Genomic DNA, 22825 nt, shown 5'->3' with positions numbered 1-22825 from the left:
TGTAGGCGGGGCGCCTCCAGTGACCCGGCCGGCGACTGTCGCGATTTGCGACGCTTTGGGCGCCCGGTCAGCCGGTGGCCGGGCTAAGTCGATAGAATGCACTTCCCTCGGACCACGATCTCACACCACCATGAAACTCATCGGATCCGCCACCAGCCCCTACGTGCGCAAAGTGCGCATCGTAATGGCCGAGAAAAAGCTCGACTTCCAGTTCATCCTGGAAGATGTCTGGGCGGCGAACACCACCATCACCGCGTCCAATCCCCTGGGCAAGGTGCCTTGCCTGGTTATGGAAGGCGGCGAAGCCGTGTTCGACTCCCGCGTGATCGTCGAATACCTGGACACCCTCTCGCCTGTCGGCAAACTGATTCCGGTCCAGGGCCGCGAACGCGCAGAAGTCAAAACCTGGGAAGCGCTGGCCGACGGCCTGGTCGACGCCGCCATCCTGGCGCGCCTGGAGGCCACGTGGAGCGGCCGCGGCGCCAAGCAGCGCAGCGACGCCTGGATCGACCGTCAGATGGGCAAGATAGACGCGACCCTCAAGGCCATGAGCACCGGCCTGGGCGACAAGGCCTTTTGCAGCGGCATCCACTTCAGCCTGTCGGACGTGGCTGTCGGTTGCGCGCTGGGCTACCTCGATTTGCGCTTCACGCAGGTCAACTGGCGTGAGCTGTACCCCAATCTCACCAAGTTGCAGGACAAGCTGATGCAGCGCCCGAGCTTCGCGGAAACGATTCCGCCGGGTTGAAGGGTCACTGCGCGCGGTGTCGTGCCGCGCCCACCTGGGCGCAGTCCGCCAAGCCGGCTCTCATGAACACGGCTTGAGCTTGCAATCCATCGAGATGTATCCCGTAGCCAGCCCGGCAATGCCGGAACTGAAGGCCAATGTGCGCAAAGCGCGCCGCCCGTGGGGCGGGGCCTTGCCGGCTGGAATATAAAAATGCTGCGAAGCGCCCCGGCGCGAACGAGGGAGGGAGGGAGGAGGAGGAGCGCCCCGGGATTGCAGCTGGGCCTGGACGGCTCAGAAGGCTTCGCAACAATGAAACTGTTTTATGCCAGCGCTGCTTGTGACAGCAAATTGCGCTTGCGTAAGTATGAGCGCACCAGCACCCGGTAGTTCCCGGAGAGATGAAGGTGACAGGTAAATTTTTGTAATGAAAGCGGTCCCTGCTGCCCGTTATGGGACCGCAAGCTGTTTTTCGATTTCCTGAATGAAGGCGCGGCTGGCCGGGTCGGCCGTGGAGTTGAAGCTCGCAACGCTGACGCCGTCCCGCGCGATCACGTATTTGTAGAAATTCCAGCGCGGCGTGGTGCCGGTCTTGGCCGCCAGCTGCTTGAAAAGCGGATTGGCGTCTTTGCCGGCCACGCTGGTTTTGGTGAACATGGGGAATTTCACCCCGAAGGTGTTTTCGCAGAAGTCCGCAATCTCCTTGTTGCTGCCGGTTTCCTGGGAGAAATCGTTGGAAGGAAAGCCCAGCACCACCAGGCCCTTGTCCTTGTACTTCGCGTAGAGCGCTTCCAGCCCCTGGTACTGCGGTGTGAAGCCGCAGAAGCTGGCGGTGTTAACCACGACCACCACTTTTCCGCTGTACTGGCAAAGCGATTGCGGCTTTTCGTCCTGCAGGCGCAAAAAGTTCTGCTGCAAAAGGCCGGTACAAGCTGTGGGCGCCGGGGTGGCCTGCCCGGCAGGGGCTGCCGTGGCTGGATAGGCTGCCAGCAAGGTGCCGTAAGAGAGTGCGCTCAGTGCAAGGATTCGAAACGTAGAGGCAGGCATGGTTAAACTCACGGCAGTTATCAGGTAGGGTGCGATTCATTCTGGCATTTTTCGTTCACGGTAAAGGGTTCAGGGGTAACTCTGTTGAACTTACGCGGCGTGGTGGATGCTGGATTCAGGTCGCGTTTTGAATGAAATTCAGCTGAAATTGGCGCCCAAGTAGGCGAACGTGCCGGAATGGGCCTCGAAATTTCCTGATTTGCTGGTAAATTGCCGGCAAATCGCAAGTTGTCACATTCCCCGCCTAAAATCACCCTAGTACCCAGGATGCGCCGGCAGGGCATCCAAGGCAGATTTATCTGCGTATCCGATTGCGAAGGAGCTCACATGCTTTACCCCGAACTGTTCAAACAACTTGAATCCGTCCGCTGGGACATGGACAAAGACATTCCATGGGCCAGTTTTGACCCGGCCAAGCTGACCGACGAGCAGGCGCAGACCATCAAGATGAATGCCATCACCGAATGGTCAGCGTTGCCGGCCACCGAGATGTTCCTGCGCGACAACAAGGACGACAGCGATTTCTCCGCTTTCATGTCGATCTGGTTTTTCGAGGAACAAAAGCACTCGCTGGTGCTGATGGAATACCTCAAGCGTTTTCGCCCGGAGCTGGCCCCTACGGAAAAAGAATTGCACGAAGTGCGTTTCGAGTTCGAACCCGCGCCCGCGCTGGAAACCCTGATGCTGCATTTTTGCGGTGAAATCCGGCTGAACCACTGGTACCGCCGCGCCAGCGAGTGGCATACCGAGCCCGTCATCAAGCAGATCTACACCCAGCTGAGCCAGGATGAAGCACGCCACGGCGGCGCCTACCTGCGTTACATGAAGCGCGCCATCAACAACTTCGGCAATGAGGCAAGGACCGCCTTCACCAAGGTCGGCGTGCTGATGGCCAGCGCCCGCCGCACGGCGCAGGCCCTGCACCCCACCAACCTGCACGTGAACAAAAGCCTGTTTCCGCGCGACACCATCCAGAGCCGCCTGCCCAATCCCGAATGGCTGGAGCACTGGCTGGACACGCAGATCAAGTTTGATGCGGTGTGGGAGGGCAAGGTGGTCGAACGCATCCTGCACAACCTCAGCCTTCTGATGAACCAGAGCTTCAAGACCGTGCAGGAACTGAACCGCTACCGCAAGGAAATCGGCAAGGAGCTTGCCGATTCCATCGCCGCCGCCAAGCCGGCGCCCGCCGGCGCCTGATGCAGGACCTGCGCTGGCCGAGCACCGCCGGCGGCAGGAGCCGGGTAGTCGCCCGCGGCGCGCAGGTATTCGCGGTAGCCAACGCCAGCGACGCCGCGCTGGATTTCGCCGGGCAGCTTGCGCAAACCCTGGCGATGCTGGACAGCCATCTGGACCATGTCGGCGCCACGCGCGCCGCCTTGCTCAGCGTTCAGATTTTCCTGGCCGACATGCAAGACAAGAAACAACTCGATGCTGCCTGGCGCGAGTGGATAGGCGATGACGGCGCCGCCTGGCCGCAGCGCGCCGTGGTGGGGGCGCAATTGGATGGCGGCTTGCGGGTTGAGATCGTGGCCCAGGCCTTCCGTTAAAGTCGCGGGATGCCCAGCGAGCTCCAACCTCCCCGTTTCCTGACAAAAATTGCTTCCCGCGAGGATGCGCCGCAGCGCCTGGCCGCGCTGCCCCGTCCCATCGTTTTCACCAACGGTGTGTTTGACGTGCTGCACCGCGGCCATGTCACTTACCTGGCCCATGCGCGCGCGCTGGGCGGCAGCCTGGTGGTGGCTCTCAATACCGATGCGTCGGCCCGGCGGCTGGGCAAGGGGCCCGACCGGCCGCTCAACAATGAAGAAGATCGCGCCATCATGATGGCGGCGCTGGAATCGGTGAGCCTGGTGACCTGGTTCGATGAGGACACGCCGCTGGAACTGATCACCGAACTGCGGCCCGACCTGCTGGTCAAGGGCGGTGACTACGACATGGATACGCTGGCCGAAACGGCAGTGGTCAAAGCCTATGGCGGCAAGGCCCGGGCCATTCCGTTCGTGGACGGGTATTCGACCACCGCGCTGGTGAAAAAGATCAGGGCCGCGCCGGGCGGCGCCTAGATCAGGCTTTCTTGGCGATCAGCACGGCATTGGAGCCGCCGAACGCAAAGGAATTGGACATCACCGCGCGCAGGCCTCTGGCATCGCGTGGCGCCAGCGGGACATAGTCCAGGTCGCAACGCGGGTCGGGCTTGTGCAGAAAGGCCGTGGGCGGCAGTGTCCCGGCGCGCAAGGCCATCACGCTCGCAATGAATTCCATGGCACCCGCCGCGCCCATCGCGTGCCCGTGCACGCCCTTGCTGGAGCTGATGGGCAGGCGCGCGGCCAGGTCCTGGAAGGCCAGCTTGATGGCGCTGGTTTCCACCACGTCGCCCACGTCGGTCGCGGTGCCGTGGGCATTGAGGTAGCCGATGTCGGAAGTTTGCAACCCCGCGTCCGCCAGCGCCAGCGTCATGGCGCGCGCCTGGCCTTGGGCGTCGGGTTGCGTGAGGTGGTGGGCGTCGGTGGTGGAGGCGTAGCCGCAGAGCTCGGCCAGGATGGCAGCGCCGCGCCGTTTGGCGCTTTCCCAATCCTCCAGCACCAGCATGGCGGCGCCTTCGGCCAGCACCAGACCGCTGCGGTCGGCGGAAAACGGGCGGCAGGATGTTTCGGCGCCATCGATATGGGGCTTGGCCAGGGTGTGCATGGCTTGCCAGGCCTTGATGGTGCCGCGGTTGAGCAGCGCTTCCGAGCCGCCCGCCAGCATGGCGTCGGCATAGCCGTGACGGATCTGCCGGAAGGCCTCGCCGATAGACGTGGCAGACGAAGCGCAGGCGTTGGAGATGGTACTGCTGGGTCCCTTCAGGCCGAATTCCATGGACACGTGGGCGGCAATGGCGTTGTTCATCGCCAGCACGACGGTCATGGGGCGCAGGCGCGCGACTTTTTGCTCCAGCAGGGCCGTGTAAGCCACGTCGGTGGAGTTGGCGCCGCCGCTGCCCGTGCCCAGGGACACGCCAAAGCGCTCCGGCGCGAAGCTGTTTTGCAGGGATGCGGGATCGCCCAGTCCGGCTTGGGCCATGGCTTCGCGGCCCGCCACCAGCGCAAACTGGCTGACGCGGTCCATGGTCAGGAGGCGGGCGCGGGAAAAGTGGGGGTCTGGATCGAAATCGATCGCACCGGCCAGCACGCTTTCGGTGCCTGTGGGAAAGGGAATGTCTATGGCCCGAATACCCGAGCGGGCGGACAGCAGGGCGTCAAAAAAATTCTTTGAGCCTGTCCCTACGGCGGAGATGACGCCCAGACCCGTGATGGCAACGCGACGCATGGTTGTCCTGGAGCGCCCGCCAAGGGCTCAAGCGGCGGGCTTGCCCGCTGGCAGCAAAGGCTCGATCAGCTGGACCATCTCGGTCAGGGTCCGTGGCGGATTGGCCTGGTCGGGGATCTGGATGCCGAACTGGTCTTCGATCTGGAACAGGAATTCGATGACCGCGAGGGAGTCCAATCCGAGGCTCTCCAGCGTGGCATCGGGCAGCAATTTTTCTTCGCTGATGCCAAATGTCTCGGCAAAAAGATTGATCAAATCAGAATTCATCACCCAACCAGTACGTAAGTATGCAAAGCTTGATTGTCCCACCATCGCCATGACAGCTGACTGTTGTTCAAACCTCAAGGTTATTTTACAAAAGCGGTGGCCTTGTTTTTGTGCTTCAGGGCGTGTACATCTGACGGACGGCATCCGACAGGCTGAACGTTCCCAGGAGCTCCCCTAAATAACTGACCGGCGCCGGCGCAATGGCCGCCGCACCGATTTCGGCGCGCAAACGCGCATTGCTGAACACCGCATCAGCCGTCAAAAAAGGCAGGTAGGGTTGCAGTGCGTCGAACATCCAGCGCTGGCGGGCGAATTTGGGTGTCGGCACGTAATCGCGCCCCCGCATCACCAGCTTGCCGATGCCCGGCATGGTGGCCGTCAATTCATCGGCCAGAGCTTTGAACGTCATGGAGTCTTCGCCGGTTGACACGTGATAGCAATCATGGGCCAGTTCGCCCTTGAGCAGCATCTCGGCAAAGGCGCTGGCGATGAAGTCCACGGGCGCGAAATCGAGCTTGGCCAAAGGATCCAGGGGAACGTCCCCGAGTTCGGCCATCACGGGAATCGACCACAGCATGTTGCGCGAGAGCTTGGCGTCGTCGATGCCGCGCGACAGCACGATGCCGGGGCGCAGGCTGACAAAGGGGCTGCCGCTGGCGCGCAGCAGGGTCTCGGCGTCGCGCTTGGACCTGATGTAGTCGTTGGCGTAGCCCGCGAAAGGCATGTCTTCGGTGATCACGCCGCGCGGCTCGGTGGTGACCGCCGCCGTGCCGACAAAAAACCCGCGTTGCGAAGGGCTCAGGTTCTTGAGGATGCCGGAGAACTGCTCGGCGGCCTTGATGTTGATGGGATATACCCCCGCGCCGGGCTTGAACGAAGTGCTGGCCGCCGAGTGCAGGATCACGTCCGCGGATTGCAGCACGGCCGTGCTCATGCCGAAATTGGGTTCAATGACGTCACCGGCCTCGGCGGACACCATTTCGGCGAATTCGGGTTTCCACAGAGCGCTCTTTTTCAGGCGCTCCATGAGGCGGTCACGGGCTTGGTTCGAATCGGCGGCGCGCACCACAGCAGTGCTGTAGACGCCGCGCGCGGCCAGAAGAAGCATTAACTCGCCGCCAATCAGGCCGGTTGCGCCCGAAAGCAGTACGCGTTTTGACATGTGAAGAAATGTAAAGCAGAGCCCATGAGTATAAGCCAGCCCATATGACAGGCGCGCCAAACCCAGGTGGCTGACGCCGTCTAAACCTTCAGTTCCAGCACAATCTCACGCTCGGGTGGTTTTTAGGGGTAAACCCGTGCTTTATTTTCCTGCCTGCTCCGCAGCCGGTGCTTCCGCCTGGCCGGGGCTGCCGTGCTGGCCGCGCAATCGCCTCACGGTGCGCGCGATGAAGTGCTCCAGGTCGTCGATATAGGTGAACACGGCCGGCACCACCAGCAGGCTGAGCACGGTGGAGGTGATCAGCCCGCCTATCACGGCAATCGACATCGGCGAGCGAAAGCTCGGGTCGGCCGCGCCCAAGCCCAGTGCGATCGGCATCATGCCGGCACCCATGGCCAGCGTGGTCATGATGATGGGCCGCGCGCGCTTGTGGCAGGCGTCCAGCAGCGCGTCCCAGCGCGACAGATTGTGGTCGCGCCGTGCCACGATGGCGTATTCCACCAGCAGGATGGAGTTCTTGGTGGCGATGCCCATCAGCATGATCAGGCCGATCAGCGAGGGCATGGAAAAGCTCTTCTGCGCGATCAGCAGGCCGACGAAGGCCCCGCCCAGCGATAGGGGCAGGGCCGCCAGGATGGTCACCGGGTGCAGGAAATCCTTGAACAGCAGCACCAGCACGATGTAGATGCACAGCACGCCGGTCAGCATGGCCAGGCCGAAGCTGGCAAACAACTCGCCCATGACTTCGGCATCGCCGATTTCCACCACCTTCACGCCGGCCGGCAGGTTCTTGATGGCCGGCAGCAGCTTCACGGCCTCGGTGATGTCGCCCAGGGCGCGGCCCGAGAGTTCGATCTCGAACTTGACGTTGCGCGAGCGGTCGTAGCGGTCGATGATCGCCGGCCCGCCGGTGACTTCCAGCGTGGCCACCTGCCCCAGCATGACCGGGCCGACGCCGGGCTTGACGCTGGGCACCGCCAGGCGCTCGAGCACGCTGAGGTCCTTGCGCGCCGCGTCGTCGAGCTTGACGACGATGGGCACCTGGCGCTGCGAGAGGTTCAGCTTGGGCAGAGATTCCTCGTAATCGCCCACTGTGGCGATGCGCAACGTCTCGCCCATCGCGGCGCTGGTTACGCCCAGGTCGGCCGCGCGCGCGAAGTCCGGCTTGATGGCGATTTCAGGCCGCACCAGGCTGGCGCTCGATGAGATATTGCCCAGGCCGGGGATGGTGCGCAGGTCTTTTTCCACCGCCATGGCGGCGGTCTGCAGGGCATTGGCGTCCTCGGCCGTCAGCACCAGCATGTAGGCTTCACCCGAGCCGCCCAGGCCGACCTTGCTGCGCACGCCGGGCAGGGATTCCAGCGCCGTGCGCATCTTGCTTTCGATACCCTGTTTGCGCGGGCGCTCGCTGCGCTCGTCCAGCAGCACCGTCAGGGTGGCCTTGCGGGTTTCCGCCGCGCCCTGCATGGCGAAGGGGTCCCCGCCGGCGGTGCCGCCGCCTATGGTGGTGTAGACGTTCTTGACGTGCTCGACCTTGCCGATGAGCTGGCGCGCATGCTCGGCCGAGGCCTTGGTCTGCGCCAGCGTGGCGCCGGGCGGCAGCTCCAGGTAGACCTGGGTTTGCGAGTTGTCGTCGGGCGGGATGAAGCCTGTGGGCAGCAGCGGCACCAGCGCCACCGAGCCGAAGAAGAACAGCGTGGCCATGGCCATGGTTTTGACGCGGTGCTTCATGCACCAGGTGGCCGCGCGCATGTACCAGTTCATCCACGCCGGGTCGGTGTGCGTACCCACCACGGGCTTGAGGATGTAGGCCGCCATCATGGGCGTGAGCACCCGCGCCACCACCAGCGAGGCGAACACGGCCAGCGAGGCCGTCCAGCCGAACTGCTTGAAGAACTTGCCGGCCACGCCGCTCATGAAGGCGGTCGGCAGGAACACTGCGATCAGGGTGAAGGTGGTGGCGACCACCGCCAGGCCGATCTCGTCCGCCGCCTCCATGGCGGCTTCGTAAGGCGTTTTCCCCATGCGCAGGTGGCGCACGATGTTTTCCACCTCGACGATCGCGTCGTCCACCAGGATGCCGATCACCAGCGAGAGCGCCAGCAACGTGATCACGTTGATGGAAAAGCCCAGAAAATGCATGCCGATGAAGGCCGGGATGACCGACAGCGGCAGCGCCACGGCGGACACAAACGTGGCGCGCCAGTCGCGCAGGAACAGCCACACCACCAGCACGGCCAGGATGCCGCCTTCGTAGAGCAGGTGCATGGAGCCGTCGTATTCCTCCTGCACCGGCTTGACGAAGTTGAAGGCCTCCACCAGTTCCACGTCGGGATGCTGCTGTTTGAGTTCGGCCAGCGCCGCCTGCACGGCCGCGCCCACCGCCACTTCGCTTTCGCCGCGGCTGCGCGCGACTTCAAAGCCCACGACGGGCTTGCCGTCCAGCAGCGCGGCCGCGCGCGGCTCGGCGGTGGTGTCGGTCACGGTGGCGACCTGGTCCAGGCGTATGCGCCGGCCGTCGCTCAGAGCCAGCTCGATGCGGCCCAGTTCCTCGGCCGACTTCACCGTCGCCAGCGTGCGCATGGGCTGCTCGCTGCCGCCCAGGTCGGCGCGCCCGCCGGCGCTTTCGGTCTGCACCTGGCGCAGCTGGCGCGAGATGTCGGAGGCGGTGGCGCCCAGCGCCTGCAGGCGCGAGGGATCCAGCGCCACGCGCACTTCGCGCGAGACGCCGCCCACGCGGTTGACCGCGCCCACGCCGCGCACGGCCAGCAGCTTGCGCGAGATGTCGTTGTCGACAAACCAAGACAGCGCTTCCTCGTCCATGCGCGGCGAGCGGATGGTGAAGGCCAGCACCGGCTGGCCGGCAATATCGATCTTGGAGACGACCGGGTCGCGCACGTCGGCCGGCAGTTCGCCGCGCACTTTGGACACCGCGGCGCGCACGTCGTCCACGGCTTCCTGCACGGGTTTTTCAAGGCGGAATTCGGCGGTGATGGTGACCCCGCCGTCCTGCACCTTGGTGTAGAGGTGCTTGAGGCCCTGCACCGTGGCGATGGAGTTTTCAAGCTTGCGCGCGACTTCGGTTTCAAGCTGCGCCGGCGCAGCGCCCGGCAGCGAGGCCGCCACGCTCACCGTCGGCAGGTCGATGTCGGGAAAGTTCTGCACTTTCATCGCCTTGAAAGACAGCATGCCGGCAAAGGTCAGCAGCACAAACAGCATGACGGCCGGAATCGGGTTCTTGATCGACCAGGAGGAAACATTCATGGCTTGCTCCTTACTTGCTGGCTGACGGCGCCGGGGCGGCAGCCGCGCTGTCGCTCACCCGGACCAGGTCGCCGTCGTTCAGGAAACCCGCGCCGCTGACGATGACGGGCGCATCCGCCGCCAGGCCCGAGGTGATCTCGATCCGGTCGCCCGCCAGCCGGCCGGTTTGCACCTTGACCTGGGTGATGCGGTTGTCCGGGTTGAGGCGGAAGACGTAGTTGAAGCCGTCGCGCACCACCAGGGCCGGCTGCGGAACGGTCAGCGCGGGCGTTGCGCCCAGTTCAAACTCCCCGCGCGCAAACATGCCGGCCTTGGCCGGCGAAGCCATGCCGGCCGACACCGGCAGGTCCACGTAGACCAGCGCGGCGCGGGTCTGCGGGTCCACGCTGGGGGCGATCATGCGCACCCGGCCCTTGAGTTCGGCGCCGCTGGCGGCGACCACGGTGGCCACCGTGCCGGCCTTGATGCGGCCCAGCTCGGCCGAAGTAACTTCGGCGCGCCATTCCAGCCGGCCGCCGCGTATCAGGCGGAACAGCTCGGTGCCCTGGGGCACCACCGACCCGACGGTCGCTGTGCGGGCGGAAATCACGCCGCTGTCGGGCGCCAGCACCTGGGTGTTCCTGCCGCGCAGTTGCTGGGCGTCGAGCACGGCCCTGGCCGCCTCGACGCGCGCCTTGGCGGTCTGCTCGGCGGTGTTGTACTGGTTGATCTGCTGGTCGCTCAGCGCGCCTGAGCTGGCCAGCGTGCGCGCGCGCGCCGCGTTGTCGGCCGCGTCGGCCGCATTGGCCTGCGCCTCGATCAGGCTGGCGCGCGCCTGTGCGGTGTCGGCCTGCACGCTGTCGCCCGAAAACACCGCCAGCACCTGCCCGGCCTTGACCTGGTCGCCCACGTTGGCCTGCACCTGCACCAGCCGCAGGCCGTTGGATTCGGAGCCGATCACGGCTTCCTGCCAGGCCGTGATGTTGCCGTTGGCGCTGAGCTTGACCGGAAGGGTCATTTGCCGCGGCAGCGCGGTGGCGACAGTCAGGGCCGGCTTGGATGTGGCGGGTTTGGCATCATTCTTGGCCTCCGATTTCGAGAACAAGAAGAAGGCGGCGCCCCCCGCAACCAGCACGGCAGCAGCGATCAAGGCGATGGTGACGGGTTTGAGTTTGAATGTTGGCATGGTGTGCAAGGGTCTGTCGTGAAAGGGGGTATGAGGGTGCGGCGTGTCAGGGCGCGTCAAGGCGCCGTGATGGCGGCAGGCGTGAAGGGGGCGGAGACCTCCGACACCAGGGGCGGCACCGGCGGCTCGGCGGGGGTCCAGCCGCCGCCCATCGCGCGGTACAGCGCCACCCAGGCGCTGCGGCGGTCGCGCTGCAGCAGGATCACGTTGCTTTGCGCGGCCAGCAACGTGCGGCGCGCGTCTTCCAGCTCCACCAGGCTGGCCAGCCCGCTTTTGTAGCGTGCCTCGGTGCCGGTGAAAGAGGCGCGGTAGCCCTGCGCGGCGACCAGCGCGTCTTCGTTGCGCTCGGCGGTGCTTTGCAGCTTGACCAGCGCTTCTTCCACCTCCTGCACGGCCTTGCGCACGGCGGCGCGGTACTGGGCAGCGGCATCCTCGTAGCGCGCCTTGGCCGCTTCCACGTTGGCTTCGCTGGCGCCGCCGTCAAACAGCGGGACCGTCAGCTGCAGCGGCCCGACCGTCCAGGTGTCAAAACGCTGCGTCGCGGCGCTGGTGCGCGACTTGGTGGTGAAGATGGAGCCGCTCAGGCTCAGCCGGGGAAAACGCTGCGCGCGGGCGCTGCCCACTTCAAGGTGGGCGGCGTCCACCTCGCGCGCCGCGTTGAAGATGTCGGGCCGCTGGGCCAGCACTTCGGCGGGCACGCCGAGCACGGGCGCCATGGACTCCTGCGTCAGGTCGGCCGGCGTGGTTGCCAGCTTTTGCCGCAGCGCAGGCTCGTCGATGGCGGTCAGCGCCACCAGTGCCTTGATGTCCAGGTCGCACAGCGTGCGCTGCTGGATGGCGTTGCCATGTCCTTCGGCGGCGCTGGCCCGGGCCAGCGCCGCGGTGGCGGGAGCCTGGAAACCGGCCTTGGTGCTCAGGTCCGCCAGCCGCGCGGTTTCGGCCCGGGACGTGGCGTCGGAGCGCGCGACGTCCAGCAGCTTTTCGCAGGCGCGCAGGCTGTAGTACTGCGTCGCGACTTCGGCGGCCATCGATACGCGCGCGGCATGCCAGGTCGCCTGGGAGCCTTCCAGGCGCTGCTGGTCGGCGTCGCGGCTGGCTGCGTACTGGCCGAATACGTCGATTTCCCAGGAGGCCTGCAGGCCCGCGTCAAGCGTGGTGGCGATAGGCGGCACCGCCCGGTTCACCGGCGCCGAGCGCCCGCGGCTGGCGCTGGCGACGGCGTCCACCGTGGGCAGCAGCGCCGCGCCGGAAGCCACGCGCGAAGCCCGCGCCTGTTCGATGTTGGCGCGCGCCGTCGAGACGGTGGGGCTGACCGCCTCCGCCGCCATGATCAGCTCGACCAGCAAGGGGTCGTTCTGCTGCTGCCACCACTGCGACAGCCCGGCCAGCTTGCCCTCGTGCGGCAGCGCCGCGGTGGTGCCTGCCGCCGGCGCCGGCAACGGGGCTTGCCACTGCGTGGGAATCGGCGCGGCGGGCGTGTTGTGGGGCAGGTCCGTGGCGCAGCCGGCCAGCATCAGCGCGCAGGCGGCAAGAACCCCCGGTATCGGCAGGCGGGACGGCTTGCGCCGGAAATCAGTTTTTGTCATGGCTTGCGCTTTTCTGGCGCGGCGTGCCGGCCGCGGGATGATCGGGAAGGTGTTTGCGGCGCGCCACTTCGACGGCGACCATGGCTTCGGCATACGCCACCAGGCTGCTGGCCCAATGCTCCACGGCGTCCGGCGCGCTGAACAGCTGGGGCCGGATCGCGTCCACCACCTCGCGGCTGATGAACATCTGGATCGCCAGGCCGGTGATGGAAAACGCCAGCCGGTGCACCTCGTCGTCGGCCTTGGTGATGCCGAGGTGGCGGCACAGCACCTTCACCAGCGCCGCATGCGCAGGCTTGATGCCCTTGTCGATTTCCTCGGCCCAGAGGCCCGTGGGCTCCAGCATCTCGCGAAAATGCAGCTTGGTCGACAGCTGCACCAGTTCGCCTTGGCGCAAGGGTTCCAGGAAGCCCGAGAAAAATCCCTCCAGGGACTGGCGAAGCGTGAAGTGCGGCTGGTTGTACAGCGCGATGTCGTCGCGCGCGCTGCCCAGCGGCTCGGTGAACACGGCGCGGTACAGGCCGGCCTTGTCGCCGAAGTAATAACTGATCGCCGCCACGTTGGCGCAGGCGGCCTGGGCGATGTCGCGGATCGAGGTCTTGGCAAAGCCCTTTTCGGAAAACAGGCGCAGCGCGGTGTGCAGCAGGTGCACCCGGGCGTGGGCGCCGTCGGAGCGCTGCTTGCGGGCTTCGCCTTCAGGACCTGCCGCGCGCGAAGGAGTTTTGGGGCGAGGGTCGGCATTCATGTGCCCGCATTAAAGCACACGAATCAAACAAGTGATTGAATTAAATCAATTGTTTCAAATGGGCTTGAAAGTGGCGGTCCACAGTTGCCGGATGGCGTCGCACTCCGCCTGCAGCGCCGGCGGGCTGACCTGCGTCGGCTCTTCATTGAGGCGCGCGCGGTGCTGCACGCGCCGCAGTTCGCGGTAGGCGCCGGCAGCGCGCTGGCCCACGCCGGGCGGCAGCAGGCCGGCGGTCTCGGCGCGCTGCAGCAGCGAAATATTGCCCACGTTGGCGACCAGTTCAGGGTGTTGCGCGGATTCGGACAGCACCAGGAACTGCACGGCGAACTCGGCGTCCACCATGCCGCCGGGGCTGTGCTTCACGTCGAACTTGTCGCCTTTGACCGGCCGCGCGTTGCGCACCTTCTCGCGCATCGCGACGATTTCACTGCGCAGCGCCGCCTTGTCGCGCGGAGCGGTGATGACGGTTTCCCGCACCTGGTCGAAGCGCTTGCGCAGCGCGTCGTCGCCGAGCACGCAGCGCGCGCGCGTCATGGCCTGGTGTTCCCAGGTCCAGGCGGTGTTGCTGCCGCGCTGCTGCTGGTAGCGGGTGTAGGCCTCGAAACTCGTGACCAGCAGGCCCGAGTTGCCGTTGGGGCGCAGGGCGGTGTCGATCTCGAACAGGTCGCCTTCGCCGGTCTTGATGGTCAGCCAGTTGATCAGCTTGCGCACAAAGGCCGCGTAGACCTCGGGCGCGCGCTCGTCATCGTCCTCATAGACGAACACGATGTCCAGGTCGCTGCCGTAGCCCAGTTCCTTGCCGCCCAGCTTGCCGTAGGCAATGATGGCGAACTGCGGCGTTTCGCGGTGCCGGTTTTTCAGGCGCTGCCAGCACCAGCGGGTGGTGATGTCCAGGATCGTTTCGGCCAGCGCGCTCAGGTCGTCGGCCACCTGCTCGACCGTGAGCACGCCTTCGAGGTCGCGCGCCAGCGTGCGGAAGACTTCCGCGTGGTGCGCACGGCGCAGCAGGTTCAGGCAGGTTTCCTCGTCATCCTCGCCGGTGCTGCGCAGGGCGGCCAGACGCTGCTCTGCATCGCGCGCGAAGGCCGCGCCGTCAAAGCGCTCCTTGAGCAACTCGTCGCTGGCCAGCTCGTCGATCACGCCGGGATGCTGCAACAGGTAGCGCGCCGGCCACTTCGCCGCGCCCAGCAGGCGCAGCAGGCGTTCATGCACGGCCGGCCGCTCCAGCAGCAGCGCCAGGTAGCTTTCGCGCCTGAGCAGCGGCTCTATCCAGTCGATGATGCGCACGGCCGCTTCTTCGGTCACCGTGCCTTCGGCCAGCCAGGCGGCGGTGCGCTGCACCAGCCGCGTCAGGCGCGCGCGCGAGTCCTCGCGCAGGGCCAGCACGCGGGGGTGCTCGCGCCACAGCGCCAGGCGGGCGCGGAACTGGTCGGGCCATTGCTCCGACAGCTGGTCCAGCAGCTCGTCGAGTTGCTGGGGCGGGGCCTTGGCCTTGCCGCCGCAGCCCTTGCAGTCGGGCTTGCCGCCCAGCAGCTTGTCGAACTCGCCGGCCACCAGTTCGCGGTGCGCGTCGAGCTCACTGAGGAAGGGGCAGCAGTTGCCGTAACCCAGCGTCTCGGCGATCCAGGCCAGGTCGTCGTCGCGTGTGGGCAGCACATGGGTCTGCTGGTCGTCCAGGTACTGGATGCGGTGCTCCACCTTGCGCAGGAAATCGTAGGCCCGCGCCAGCGCATCGGCCGTGTCCTGGGGCATCAGGCCGGCGCGCGCCACGCGCTGCAGTGCATCGACCGTGGGGCGGGTGCGCAGTTCCGGGAATTGCCCGCCGCGCACCACCTGCAGCAGCTGCACGGTGAATTCGATCTCGCGTATGCCGCCGCGCGACATCTTCACGTCGTTGGCGCGCTCGGGGTGGCCGGCGCAGCGTTTGGCCGCATGCTCGCGGATCTGCCGGTGCAGCGTGCGCAGCGCGTCGAACACGTTGTAGTCGAGGTAGCGCCTGAACACGAACGGCAGCACCGAGCCGCGCAGCGCCTGGGCGGAGCCGCTCTGGATGCACTCCAGCGGCGACACCACGCGGCTCTTGAGCCAGGCAAAACGCTCCCATTCGCGGCCCTGCGCCTGGAAATACTCTTCGAGCGCGCTGAGCGAGACGGCGGCCGGGCCGGAATTGCCGTTGGGCCTGAGCGCCAGGTCCACCCGGAAGACGAAGCCGTGCTCGGTCGAGTCGCCGATCAGGCTGAAGACGGCCTTGACCTGGTGCGCGAAGTATTCGTGGTTCGAAATCTGCCCGCGCCCGTCGCCGCGCCCGGCGGTCTCGCCGTCGTGGTCGTAGACGTAGATCAGGTCGATGTCGCTGGAGACGTTGAGTTCGCGCGCGCCCAGCTTGCCCATGCCCACGACCCACATGTGGGCGCGCTCCCCGCCCGGGCCTTGCGGCGCGCCGTGCTGGGCGTCGAGCATCCTGGCCGATTCCCGCATCGCGACATCGAGGGCGAGTTCGGCCAGTTCGGTCATGGCGCGCGTCACGACCGCCAGCGGCGCCTGGTGTTCGCAGGCGCCGTCGCAGTCGAGCACCACCAGGCGTTCCATGACCAGCTGGCGCAGCACGCGCAGCGCGGCGCCGGTTTCCATCCCCTGCGCCAGCAACGCGTCCAGGGCAGTCTGCATGGCCGCGCGCACGGGCGCGCCGGGGGGCAGAAGGGGAAGCAACTCGGCATAGCGGCGGCGAACGCGCTGGACGAACCGGGAATAGCCCGACGCGCCCGACGCAGCCGGTCCGGCGGCGGAGGGAGAGTCGGGGCTGGCAGTCAGGGCAACGGTCATCACACTACTTCACAAAACTTCATGGTCACCCGCCGGGCGCATACCGGCCCCGGCGGTCATAATTCTCAAGTCAATGGAGCCAACGATTCCCAGCCTGTCCACCCTGCCGCCGCGCCGCCTGCACTGGCTTGCCGTCATCCTGCGCGTCCTGGTGTGGCTTGTCGCCGCGGCCTGGCTGCTCTTCGGCCTGAGCTGGTTCGTGCTGCATGGCTGGATTGTGCCGCGAATCGGCGAATTCCGTCCGCGCCTGGAAATAGAGGCCAGCAAGGCACTAGGGGTGCCCGTGCGCATCGGCGAAATCACCGCGACGTCCCAGGGCATGATCCCGTCCTTCGAGCTGCGCGACGTCACCCTGCTGGACGCCCAGGGCCGAGAAGCCCTGCGCCTGCCGCGCGTGCTCGGCGCCCTGTCGCCGTCTTCCATCTGGGGCTTGGGCTTCGAGCAGATCTCCATCGACAAACCCGAACTCGACATCCGCCGTGCCGCCGACGGGAAAATCTACGTCGGCGGGCTGGACGTTTCGCAGGACCGCGCGGCCGGCCAGAGCGCGGCGGCCGACTGGTTTTTTTCGCAGACCGAGTTCGTCATGCGCGGCGGCACGGTGCGCTGGACCGACGAACTGCAGCGCGCGCCGCCGCTGGCGCTGACGGACGTGGACTGGGTCATGCGAAATGCGCGCCGCCGGCACCTTCTGCGCCTGGACGCCACGCCGCCCGCGGAGTGGGGTGACCGCTTCACCGTCAGGGGCATATTCCGCCAGTCCCTGCTGTCCGGCAGCGCCGGCGACTTCGACGCCTGGACGGGGCAGCTGTTCGCCGAGTTCGCCCGCGTTGATGCGTCGCGCGTGCGGCAGTACGTCAACATGGACACGCTGGGCGTGGAGCTGGCGCGCGGCAACGGCGCGCTGCGCGCCTGGGCGGACGTCGACAAGGGCCGGATCACCGGCGGCACGGCCGACGTGGCGCTGCAGGACGTGGACGCGCGCTTCGGCGCCAAGCTCCAGCCGCTGGCCTTTGAATCCGTCGCCGGGCGCATAGGCGGCGGGCAGCGCGCCAACGGCTTTGACTTCAACACCGAGGGCCTGCGCTTTCGCACCCGCGACGGCCTGCAATGGCCGGGCGGCAACGTCGCCCTGGTGCATACCGGCGACGAGCCCGGCGCGCCGCAGCACACCGAACTCAAGGCCGACAAGCTCGACCTGGCCGCGCTCGCGCAGATCGCCAACCGCCTGCCGCTGGATGCCGCCACGCACGGCCTCATCGCATCCTTCGCGCCCAGGGGCCTGGTGGAAGCCGTCGAGGCGCGTTGGCAAGGGCCCATCGATGCACCCCGCACCTATGCCGCGAAGGGCCGTGTCGCCGGCCTCGCGGTTGCCTCCCTGCCGGCGGCAACGGTGGTGCCCGCACCGCCGCACCCCAGGCCCGGCAGGCCGGGCATCAGCGGCGCGGCGATTGACTTTGACTTCACCCAGGACGGCGGGCAGGCCAAGGTCAGGATCGCCAACGGCGCGCTCGACCTGCCCGGTGTTTTTGAGGACTCGCTGGTGCCCTTCGACCAGCTGTCGGTCGATGCCCAATGGAAATTCACGGGCCGCAAGATCGAGGCGCAGCTGCGCAACCTGCAATTCGCCAACGCCGACGCCCAGGGCGAGGCGCAGGCCACCTGGCGCACGGAAGACGTGGCCGGCACGGCGCCCCCTGCGGCGGGCGCGCCCGACCTCCGCTTTCCCGGCGTGCTGGACCTGCAGGGCAGCCTGAGCCGCGGCGACGGCACGCGGGTGCACCGCTACCTGCCGCTGGTGCTGCCCGACCCGGTGCGGCATTACGTGCGCGATGCGGTGGTGCAGGGCCAGGTCGGGGATGTGAAGTTCAAGGTCAAGGGCCCGCTGGAGCACCTGCCCTTCGCCAACCCGGCGCAAGGGGAGTTCCGGGTGTCGGCCAAGATCCGCAACGGCCACTTCGCCTACGTGCCCAAAACGATACAACCCGCGGGCGCCGCGCCGTGGCCGGCCCTGACCGAGCTGGGCGGCGAGCTGGTGTTCAACCGCGCGTCGCTGGAGATCAACGGCGCCACCGGCAAGGTCGCCGGCCTGCCCGGCCTGCAGCTGGTCAAGGCCGATGCGCGCATTCCCGACCTGACCCATGATTCGACGGTCAACGTGAACATCGACCTCAAGGGCGCGCTGGCCGACGCGCTGGGCTTCGTCAACCAGTCGCCGGTGGGCGGCATGACCAGCCATGCGCTGGCCAAAGCCACGGCGACCGGCACGGGCGAGTACCGCTTCAAGTTGGAGCTGCCCATCCATTCAATCGATAAATCGCGCGTCGAAGGCAGCATCACGCTGCCCGGCAACGACGTGCAGTTCGCGGCCGCCACGCCCCTGCTGGCCAAATTGAAAGGCGTGGTGAACGTGACCGAGCGGGGCTTTTCCGTCGCCGGCGGCCAGGCCAGACTGCTGGGCGGCGACGTGCGGTTTGACGGGGGCCTGCGTTCGCAGCCGCGCGCCCCGGGCAGCGCCGAGACCGAGACCATCGCCACCTTCAAGGCGCAAGGCAATGTCACCGCCGAAGGGCTGCGCCAGGCAAAGGAACTGGGGCCGCTGGCGGGCATGGCCCAGAACGCCACCGGCGGCACGGCCTACACCGCGACGCTGGGCTTTCGCCGCGGCATGCCGGAATTTTCCATCTCCAGCAGCCTGCAGGGCATGGCGCTGAGCCTGCCCGCGCCGCTGGCTAAAACCGCCGAGGCGGCCTTGCCGCTGCGCGTCGAAAGCGCCCTCCTGCCGGCCTCCCTGGCCCCCGGGCAAAAGCTGGAAGACCAGCTGTCGATCGCCATCGGGCGCGTAGCCTCCGTCGTTTATGTGCGCGACCTGAGCGGTGCTGAGCCGCGTGTAATTCGCGGCGGCATCGCCGCGGGCCTGGAACCCGGCGAGACGGTGCCGATGCAGGAAACCGGCGTGGCCGCCAACATCAACCTGGCGCATGTGGACCTCGACGCCTGGCAGAAGCTGCTGGGCGATTCCACGGTCGGCGGCACGCTCCAGGCGCCCCCGTCGGCGGCTTCTTCCGTCGCACTCAACCGTGCCGCCGCGAACGCTGCCATGAGCTACCTGCCGACCACGATGGCCATACGCGCCAAAGAGCTGGTGGTCGAAGGGCGCAAGCTCAACAACGTGGTGGTCGGCGGCTCGCGCGAGGGGCTGACCTGGCGCGCCAACATCGACGCCACGGAGCTCAACGGGTATGTCGAGTTCCGCCAGCCCGGCGGCATAGGCGCCGGGCGCGTCTACGCGCGGCTCTCGCGCCTGAGCCTGGAACCCGGCACGGCCAGCGAGGTGGAAGCCATCCTCAATGAGCAGCCCGCCAGCATCCCGGCCCTGGACGTCGTGGTGGAAGACCTGGAGTTGCGCGGCAAGAAGCTGGGGCGCGTCGAGATCGACGCCGTCAACCGCGGCGCCTCCAGCGCGGCGCGCGAGGGCGTTCGCGAATGGCGGCTGAACAAGTTCAACGTGATCCTCCCCGAGGCCGTGCTCACGGCCACCGGCAACTGGGTGGCCCTGAATGCGCAGGTCGCCGCAGGCGGCAACCGCGTCCGCGCGCCCGCCGAGCGCCGCCGCACCGTGATGAATTTCAAGCTGGACATCGCCGACTCGGGCGCCTTGCTCAAGCGCTTCGGCATGGGCGAGGTGATACGCCGCGGCAAGGGCAAGCTCGAAGGCCAGGTGGGCTGGGTGGGCTCGCCCCTGAGTTTCGACTATCCGTCCATGAGCGGGCAATTCAACGTCAACGTGGAGTCCGGTCAATTCGTCAAGGCCGATCCGGGCATCGCCAAGCTGCTGGGCGTGCTGAGCCTGCAGTCCCTGCCCCGGCGGCTGGCGCTGGATTTCCGCGACGTGTTCTCCGAAGGCTTCGCGTTCGACTTCGTGCGCGGCGACGTCAACATCAACCAGGGCGTGGCCTATACCAACAACCTGCAGATGCGGGGCGTCAACGCCGCCGTGCTGATGGAAGGCTCGGCCGACATCGCCAAGGAAACGCAGGACATCAAGGTCGTGGTGGTGCCCGAAATCAATGCCGGCACGGCCTCGCTGATCGCCACCGCCATCAACCCCGCCATCGGGCTGGGCAGCTTCCTGGCGCAGATGTTTTTGCGCCGGCCCCTGATGCAGGCGGCCACCCAGGAGTTCCACATCGACGGCACCTGGTCCGACCCCCGGGTCACCAAGCTGGACCGCAAGGCCCAGGCCGACAGCAAACCCAGCCAGGCTTCCACGGAGACACGCTGACCATGAAAATAGCCGCTATTCAAATGGTGTCGGGCACCCGCATCGAGGACAACCTGCAGGTGGCCCACCAACTGCTCGGCCAGGCCGCGGCGCAGGGCGCCGAGCTGGCCGTGCTGCCCGAGTACTTCTGCATCATGGGCCGCAAGGACACCGACAAGCTGCAGTTCCAGGAAACACCGGGGCAGGGGCTGATCCAGGACTTCCTGGGCCGCTCGGCGCGAGAGCTGGGGCTGTGGATCGTCGGCGGCACGCTGCCGATGGCCACGGCCGACGCCGGCCGCGCCCGCAATTCCTCGCTGGCTTACGCGCCTTCCGGCGAATGCGTGGCCCGCTACGACAAGATCCATCTCTTTCGCTTCGCGCAGGGCCGGGAAGACTACGACGAAAGGCGCGTGCTGGAGCCCGGCACGCAGCCGGTACGCTTTGAGCTGGCTTCGCGCGACGGCCATGTCTATACCGTCGGCATGAGCATCTGCTATGACCTGCGCTTTCCCGAGCTCTACCGCGCCCTGAAGGCCGACCTGCTGCTGGTGCCCAGCGCCTTTACCTACACCACCGGCCAGGCGCACTGGGAAGTGCTGCTGCGCGCGCGGGCCATTGAAAACCAGGCCTACGTGCTGGCGGCGGCCCAGGGCGGCACGCATGAAAACGGGCGCCATACCTGGGGCCACAGCATGGTGGTCGACCCCTGGGGCCAGGTGCTGGCCGAGCGCGCCGAAGAGGCGGGGGTGGTGATGGCCGAAATCCTGGCCGCCAACCTGCAAGGCGTGCGCGAGCGCCTGCCGGCCCTGACCCACTGCGTCCTGTGAGGGAATACGGGGCGTGAAGTTTCCGCGTATCAAGGTGAGCCGGGCCAGCCGGCGCTGGACGCTGTGGGCCTTGCTCGTGATGCTGGTGGTGGCTTTGCTGGGCCTGCTGGTCTGGCTGTCGGGGCGCTACGAGTCCAGCATGGTGCAAAGCCGGCTTGAGCACGACGCCGCCGAAACCGTCACCGACATCCGCTCGGGCCTGACGCGCAACATCCAGTCCTTCCAGGCCCTGCAGCCCGGCGAGCGCACGCCTGAAACCTGGAATGCGCCGGCCGCAGAGCTGATGCGCGAGCACCGCGAGATCATGCGGCTCGAATGGCGCAACGAGGCGCTGGACGTGCAAGCCTTTGTCGAAACGCCTTACCGCGGTTCGGTGTTCGAGCGGCTCGGGCGCTCCGGCATGCAGGCCGACGTGAGCCTGACCTGCACCACGGCCCGGCGGCTGAGCGGTTCGGCCTATTCCACCAGCTATTTCATGCCGCAGTCCGACGGCCTGGGCCTGGAAGTGATCGACATGTGCCTGCCCATCGTGGTGGCCGGCCGCCTGACCGGCTACACCGTCGCCACCTATTCGCTGCAGGACATCCTCGGCGAGCTGGTGGGCCGGCAACTGGCGCGCGGCGTGGGCCTGTCCTTCACCGAGGCCGACGGCACGCGGCTGGCGCTGCACGGCGTGCCCTCGCGCGGCAACCGCATCTACATCGCGCAGCAGTTGCTGGACCTGCCGGGCAACACGCTGGTCGTGCGCATGGAAAGCCGCCTGGGCACGCCGGCGCTCTTTCCCAACGTGCTCACCGCGCTGGTGACCGCCATGTCGCTGGCGTTAATGGCGGTGCTTTTCCTGCTGGCCAGGGACATGCGGCGCCGGCTCAAGGTCGAGCACGACCTGGGCGAGGCGCTGGCCTTTCGCAAGGCCATGGAGGATTCGGTGCTGACCGGCCTGCGCGCGCGCGACCTGCAGGGGCGCATCACCTACGTCAACCCGGCTTTCTGCAAGATGGTGGGCGTGGAAGCCAAGGACTTGCTGAACCAGAGTTTCCCTTCGCCCTACTGGCCGCCGGAACTGGCCGGCGTCTACCAGCAGCGCCAGGAGATCCGGCTGGCGGGCAGCAACCTGCCGCGCGAAGGCCATGAGTCGGTGTTCATGCGCCAGGACGGCACGCGCTTTCCGGTGCTGATCATGGAGGCGCCGCTGATCAACGCGGTGGGCAAGCACACCGGCTGGATGAGCGCCATCCTGGATGTGAGCGAGCAGCGCCGCGTCGAGGAACTCTCGCGCGCCAGCCAGGACCGCCTGCAAGCCACGGCCAGGCTAGCCATGGTGGGCGAGATGGCCTCGTTGCTGAGCCACGAACTGAACCAGCCGCTGGCGGCGATTTCCAGCTACGCCACCGGTTCGCTCAACCTGCTGCAGGAAGAGACGGTCGGTGACCGGGCCCATGCGACCGCCCCGACGCCCGCGCCCTTGTCGGAAGACCTGCAACTGGCCATGCGCCGCATCGCCGAGCAGGCCGAGCGCGCGGGCAAGGTCATCAAAAGCGTGCACGACTTCGTGCGCCGGCGCGACAAGGTACGGGAGGCGGTGGAGCCGCGCGCGCTGCTCGACGCCATCATGCCGCTGGTCAGCCTGCAG

Annotated in this window: 16 protein-coding genes; 7 read left to right on the top strand and 9 right to left on the bottom strand. The window is 66.8% G+C overall.

What is annotated here, in order from left to right; translation table 11 throughout:
• Positions 1-130 precede the first annotated feature (130 nt).
• Positions 131-748 carry a glutathione S-transferase N-terminal domain-containing protein gene (locus ACLV74_RS09700; protein WP_411879185.1) on the top strand — a complete coding sequence of 206 codons (618 nt, stop codon included), beginning with the start codon at positions 131-133 and terminating at the stop codon, positions 746-748.
• Positions 749-1177: 429 nt separating this feature from the next.
• Here the strand turns inward: ACLV74_RS09700 and ACLV74_RS09695 are convergent, their stop codons facing one another.
• Positions 1178-1774 (bottom strand): glutathione peroxidase, encoded by a 597-nt coding sequence (locus tag ACLV74_RS09695; protein WP_411879184.1) that lies wholly within the window; start codon positions 1772-1774, stop codon positions 1178-1180.
• A gap of 327 nt (positions 1775-2101) precedes the next feature.
• On the opposite strand from ACLV74_RS09695, the gene ACLV74_RS09690 reads away from it, so the two are divergent.
• Genes ACLV74_RS09690 through rfaE2 form a run of 3 tightly spaced genes read left to right on the top strand, consistent with a single transcriptional unit; the run spans position 2102 to position 3840 of the window.
• Positions 2102-2974, top strand: coding sequence for a ferritin-like domain-containing protein (locus ACLV74_RS09690; protein ID WP_411879183.1), 873 nt, complete (start codon positions 2102-2104; stop codon positions 2972-2974).
• Positions 2974-3324, top strand: coding sequence for a Rid family hydrolase (locus tag ACLV74_RS09685; protein ID WP_411879182.1), 351 nt, complete (start codon positions 2974-2976; stop codon positions 3322-3324). The genes ACLV74_RS09690 and ACLV74_RS09685 overlap by 1 nt, the downstream gene beginning before the upstream one ends.
• Before the next feature lie 9 nt (positions 3325-3333).
• The gene (rfaE2, locus tag ACLV74_RS09680) at positions 3334-3840 is read left to right on the top strand and encodes a D-glycero-beta-D-manno-heptose 1-phosphate adenylyltransferase (RefSeq protein WP_411879181.1); all 507 of its coding nucleotides are present in this window, start codon (positions 3334-3336) and stop codon (positions 3838-3840) included.
• Position 3841: 1 nt separating this feature from the next.
• Here rfaE2 and ACLV74_RS09675 read toward each other — a convergent pair whose 3' ends face one another.
• The 8 genes from ACLV74_RS09675 to glnE all read right to left on the bottom strand — a co-directional run bounded on the left by ACLV74_RS09675 (position 3842) and on the right by glnE (position 16098).
• Positions 3842-5086 carry a beta-ketoacyl-[acyl-carrier-protein] synthase family protein gene (locus tag ACLV74_RS09675; protein WP_411879180.1) on the bottom strand — a complete coding sequence of 415 codons (1245 nt, stop codon included), beginning with the start codon at positions 5084-5086 and terminating at the stop codon, positions 3842-3844.
• Positions 5087-5113: 27 nt separating this feature from the next.
• On the bottom strand, positions 5114-5353 hold the full coding sequence (locus ACLV74_RS09670; RefSeq protein WP_411879179.1) for an acyl carrier protein: 240 nt from the start codon (positions 5351-5353) through the stop codon (positions 5114-5116).
• Between the two features lie 115 nt (positions 5354-5468).
• Positions 5469-6515, bottom strand: a complete 1047-nt coding sequence (locus tag ACLV74_RS09665; RefSeq protein ID WP_411879178.1) for an SDR family oxidoreductase — start codon at positions 6513-6515, stop codon at positions 5469-5471.
• Between the two features lie 141 nt (positions 6516-6656).
• Positions 6657-9779: an efflux RND transporter permease subunit gene (locus ACLV74_RS09660; protein ID WP_411879177.1), complete on the bottom strand. Its 3123-nt coding sequence runs from the start codon at positions 9777-9779 to the stop codon at positions 6657-6659.
• Between the two features lie 10 nt (positions 9780-9789).
• Positions 9790-10944 (bottom strand): efflux RND transporter periplasmic adaptor subunit, encoded by a 1155-nt coding sequence (locus tag ACLV74_RS09655; protein ID WP_411879176.1) that lies wholly within the window; start codon positions 10942-10944, stop codon positions 9790-9792.
• A 56-nt stretch (positions 10945-11000) separates the two neighbouring features.
• Positions 11001-12530: an efflux transporter outer membrane subunit gene (locus ACLV74_RS09650; RefSeq protein WP_411879175.1), complete on the bottom strand. Its 1530-nt coding sequence runs from the start codon at positions 12528-12530 to the stop codon at positions 11001-11003.
• Positions 12517-13275 (bottom strand): CerR family C-terminal domain-containing protein, encoded by a 759-nt coding sequence (locus tag ACLV74_RS09645; RefSeq protein WP_411879174.1) that lies wholly within the window; start codon positions 13273-13275, stop codon positions 12517-12519. The genes ACLV74_RS09650 and ACLV74_RS09645 overlap by 14 nt, the downstream gene beginning before the upstream one ends.
• 54 nt (positions 13276-13329) lie before the next feature.
• A complete protein-coding gene (gene glnE / locus ACLV74_RS09640; RefSeq protein WP_411879173.1) occupies positions 13330-16098 on the bottom strand; it encodes a bifunctional [glutamate--ammonia ligase]-adenylyl-L-tyrosine phosphorylase/[glutamate--ammonia-ligase] adenylyltransferase in 2769 nt (922 codons plus the stop codon).
• Between the two features lie 73 nt (positions 16099-16171).
• On the opposite strand from glnE, the gene ACLV74_RS09635 reads away from it, so the two are divergent.
• The 3 genes from ACLV74_RS09635 to ACLV74_RS09625 all read left to right on the top strand — a co-directional run.
• Positions 16172-20383, top strand: coding sequence for a YhdP family protein (locus ACLV74_RS09635; RefSeq protein ID WP_411879172.1), 4212 nt, complete (start codon positions 16172-16174; stop codon positions 20381-20383).
• Positions 20384-20385: 2 nt separating this feature from the next.
• Entirely contained in the window at positions 20386-21192 is an 807-nt protein-coding gene (locus tag ACLV74_RS09630; RefSeq protein WP_411879171.1) for a carbon-nitrogen hydrolase family protein, read from the top strand.
• Positions 21193-21205: 13 nt separating this feature from the next.
• Positions 21206-22825: PAS domain S-box protein (locus ACLV74_RS09625; protein ID WP_411879170.1), on the top strand; the 1620-nt coding region annotated here is incomplete at its 3' end.

The organism is Polaromonas sp. YR568, assembly GCF_943369415.1.
Lineage (GTDB): Bacteria > Pseudomonadota > Gammaproteobacteria > Burkholderiales > Burkholderiaceae_C > Polaromonas.
Note: the sequence above shows the minus strand (reverse complement) of the source record. Positions and strands in the feature narration are given on the sequence as shown.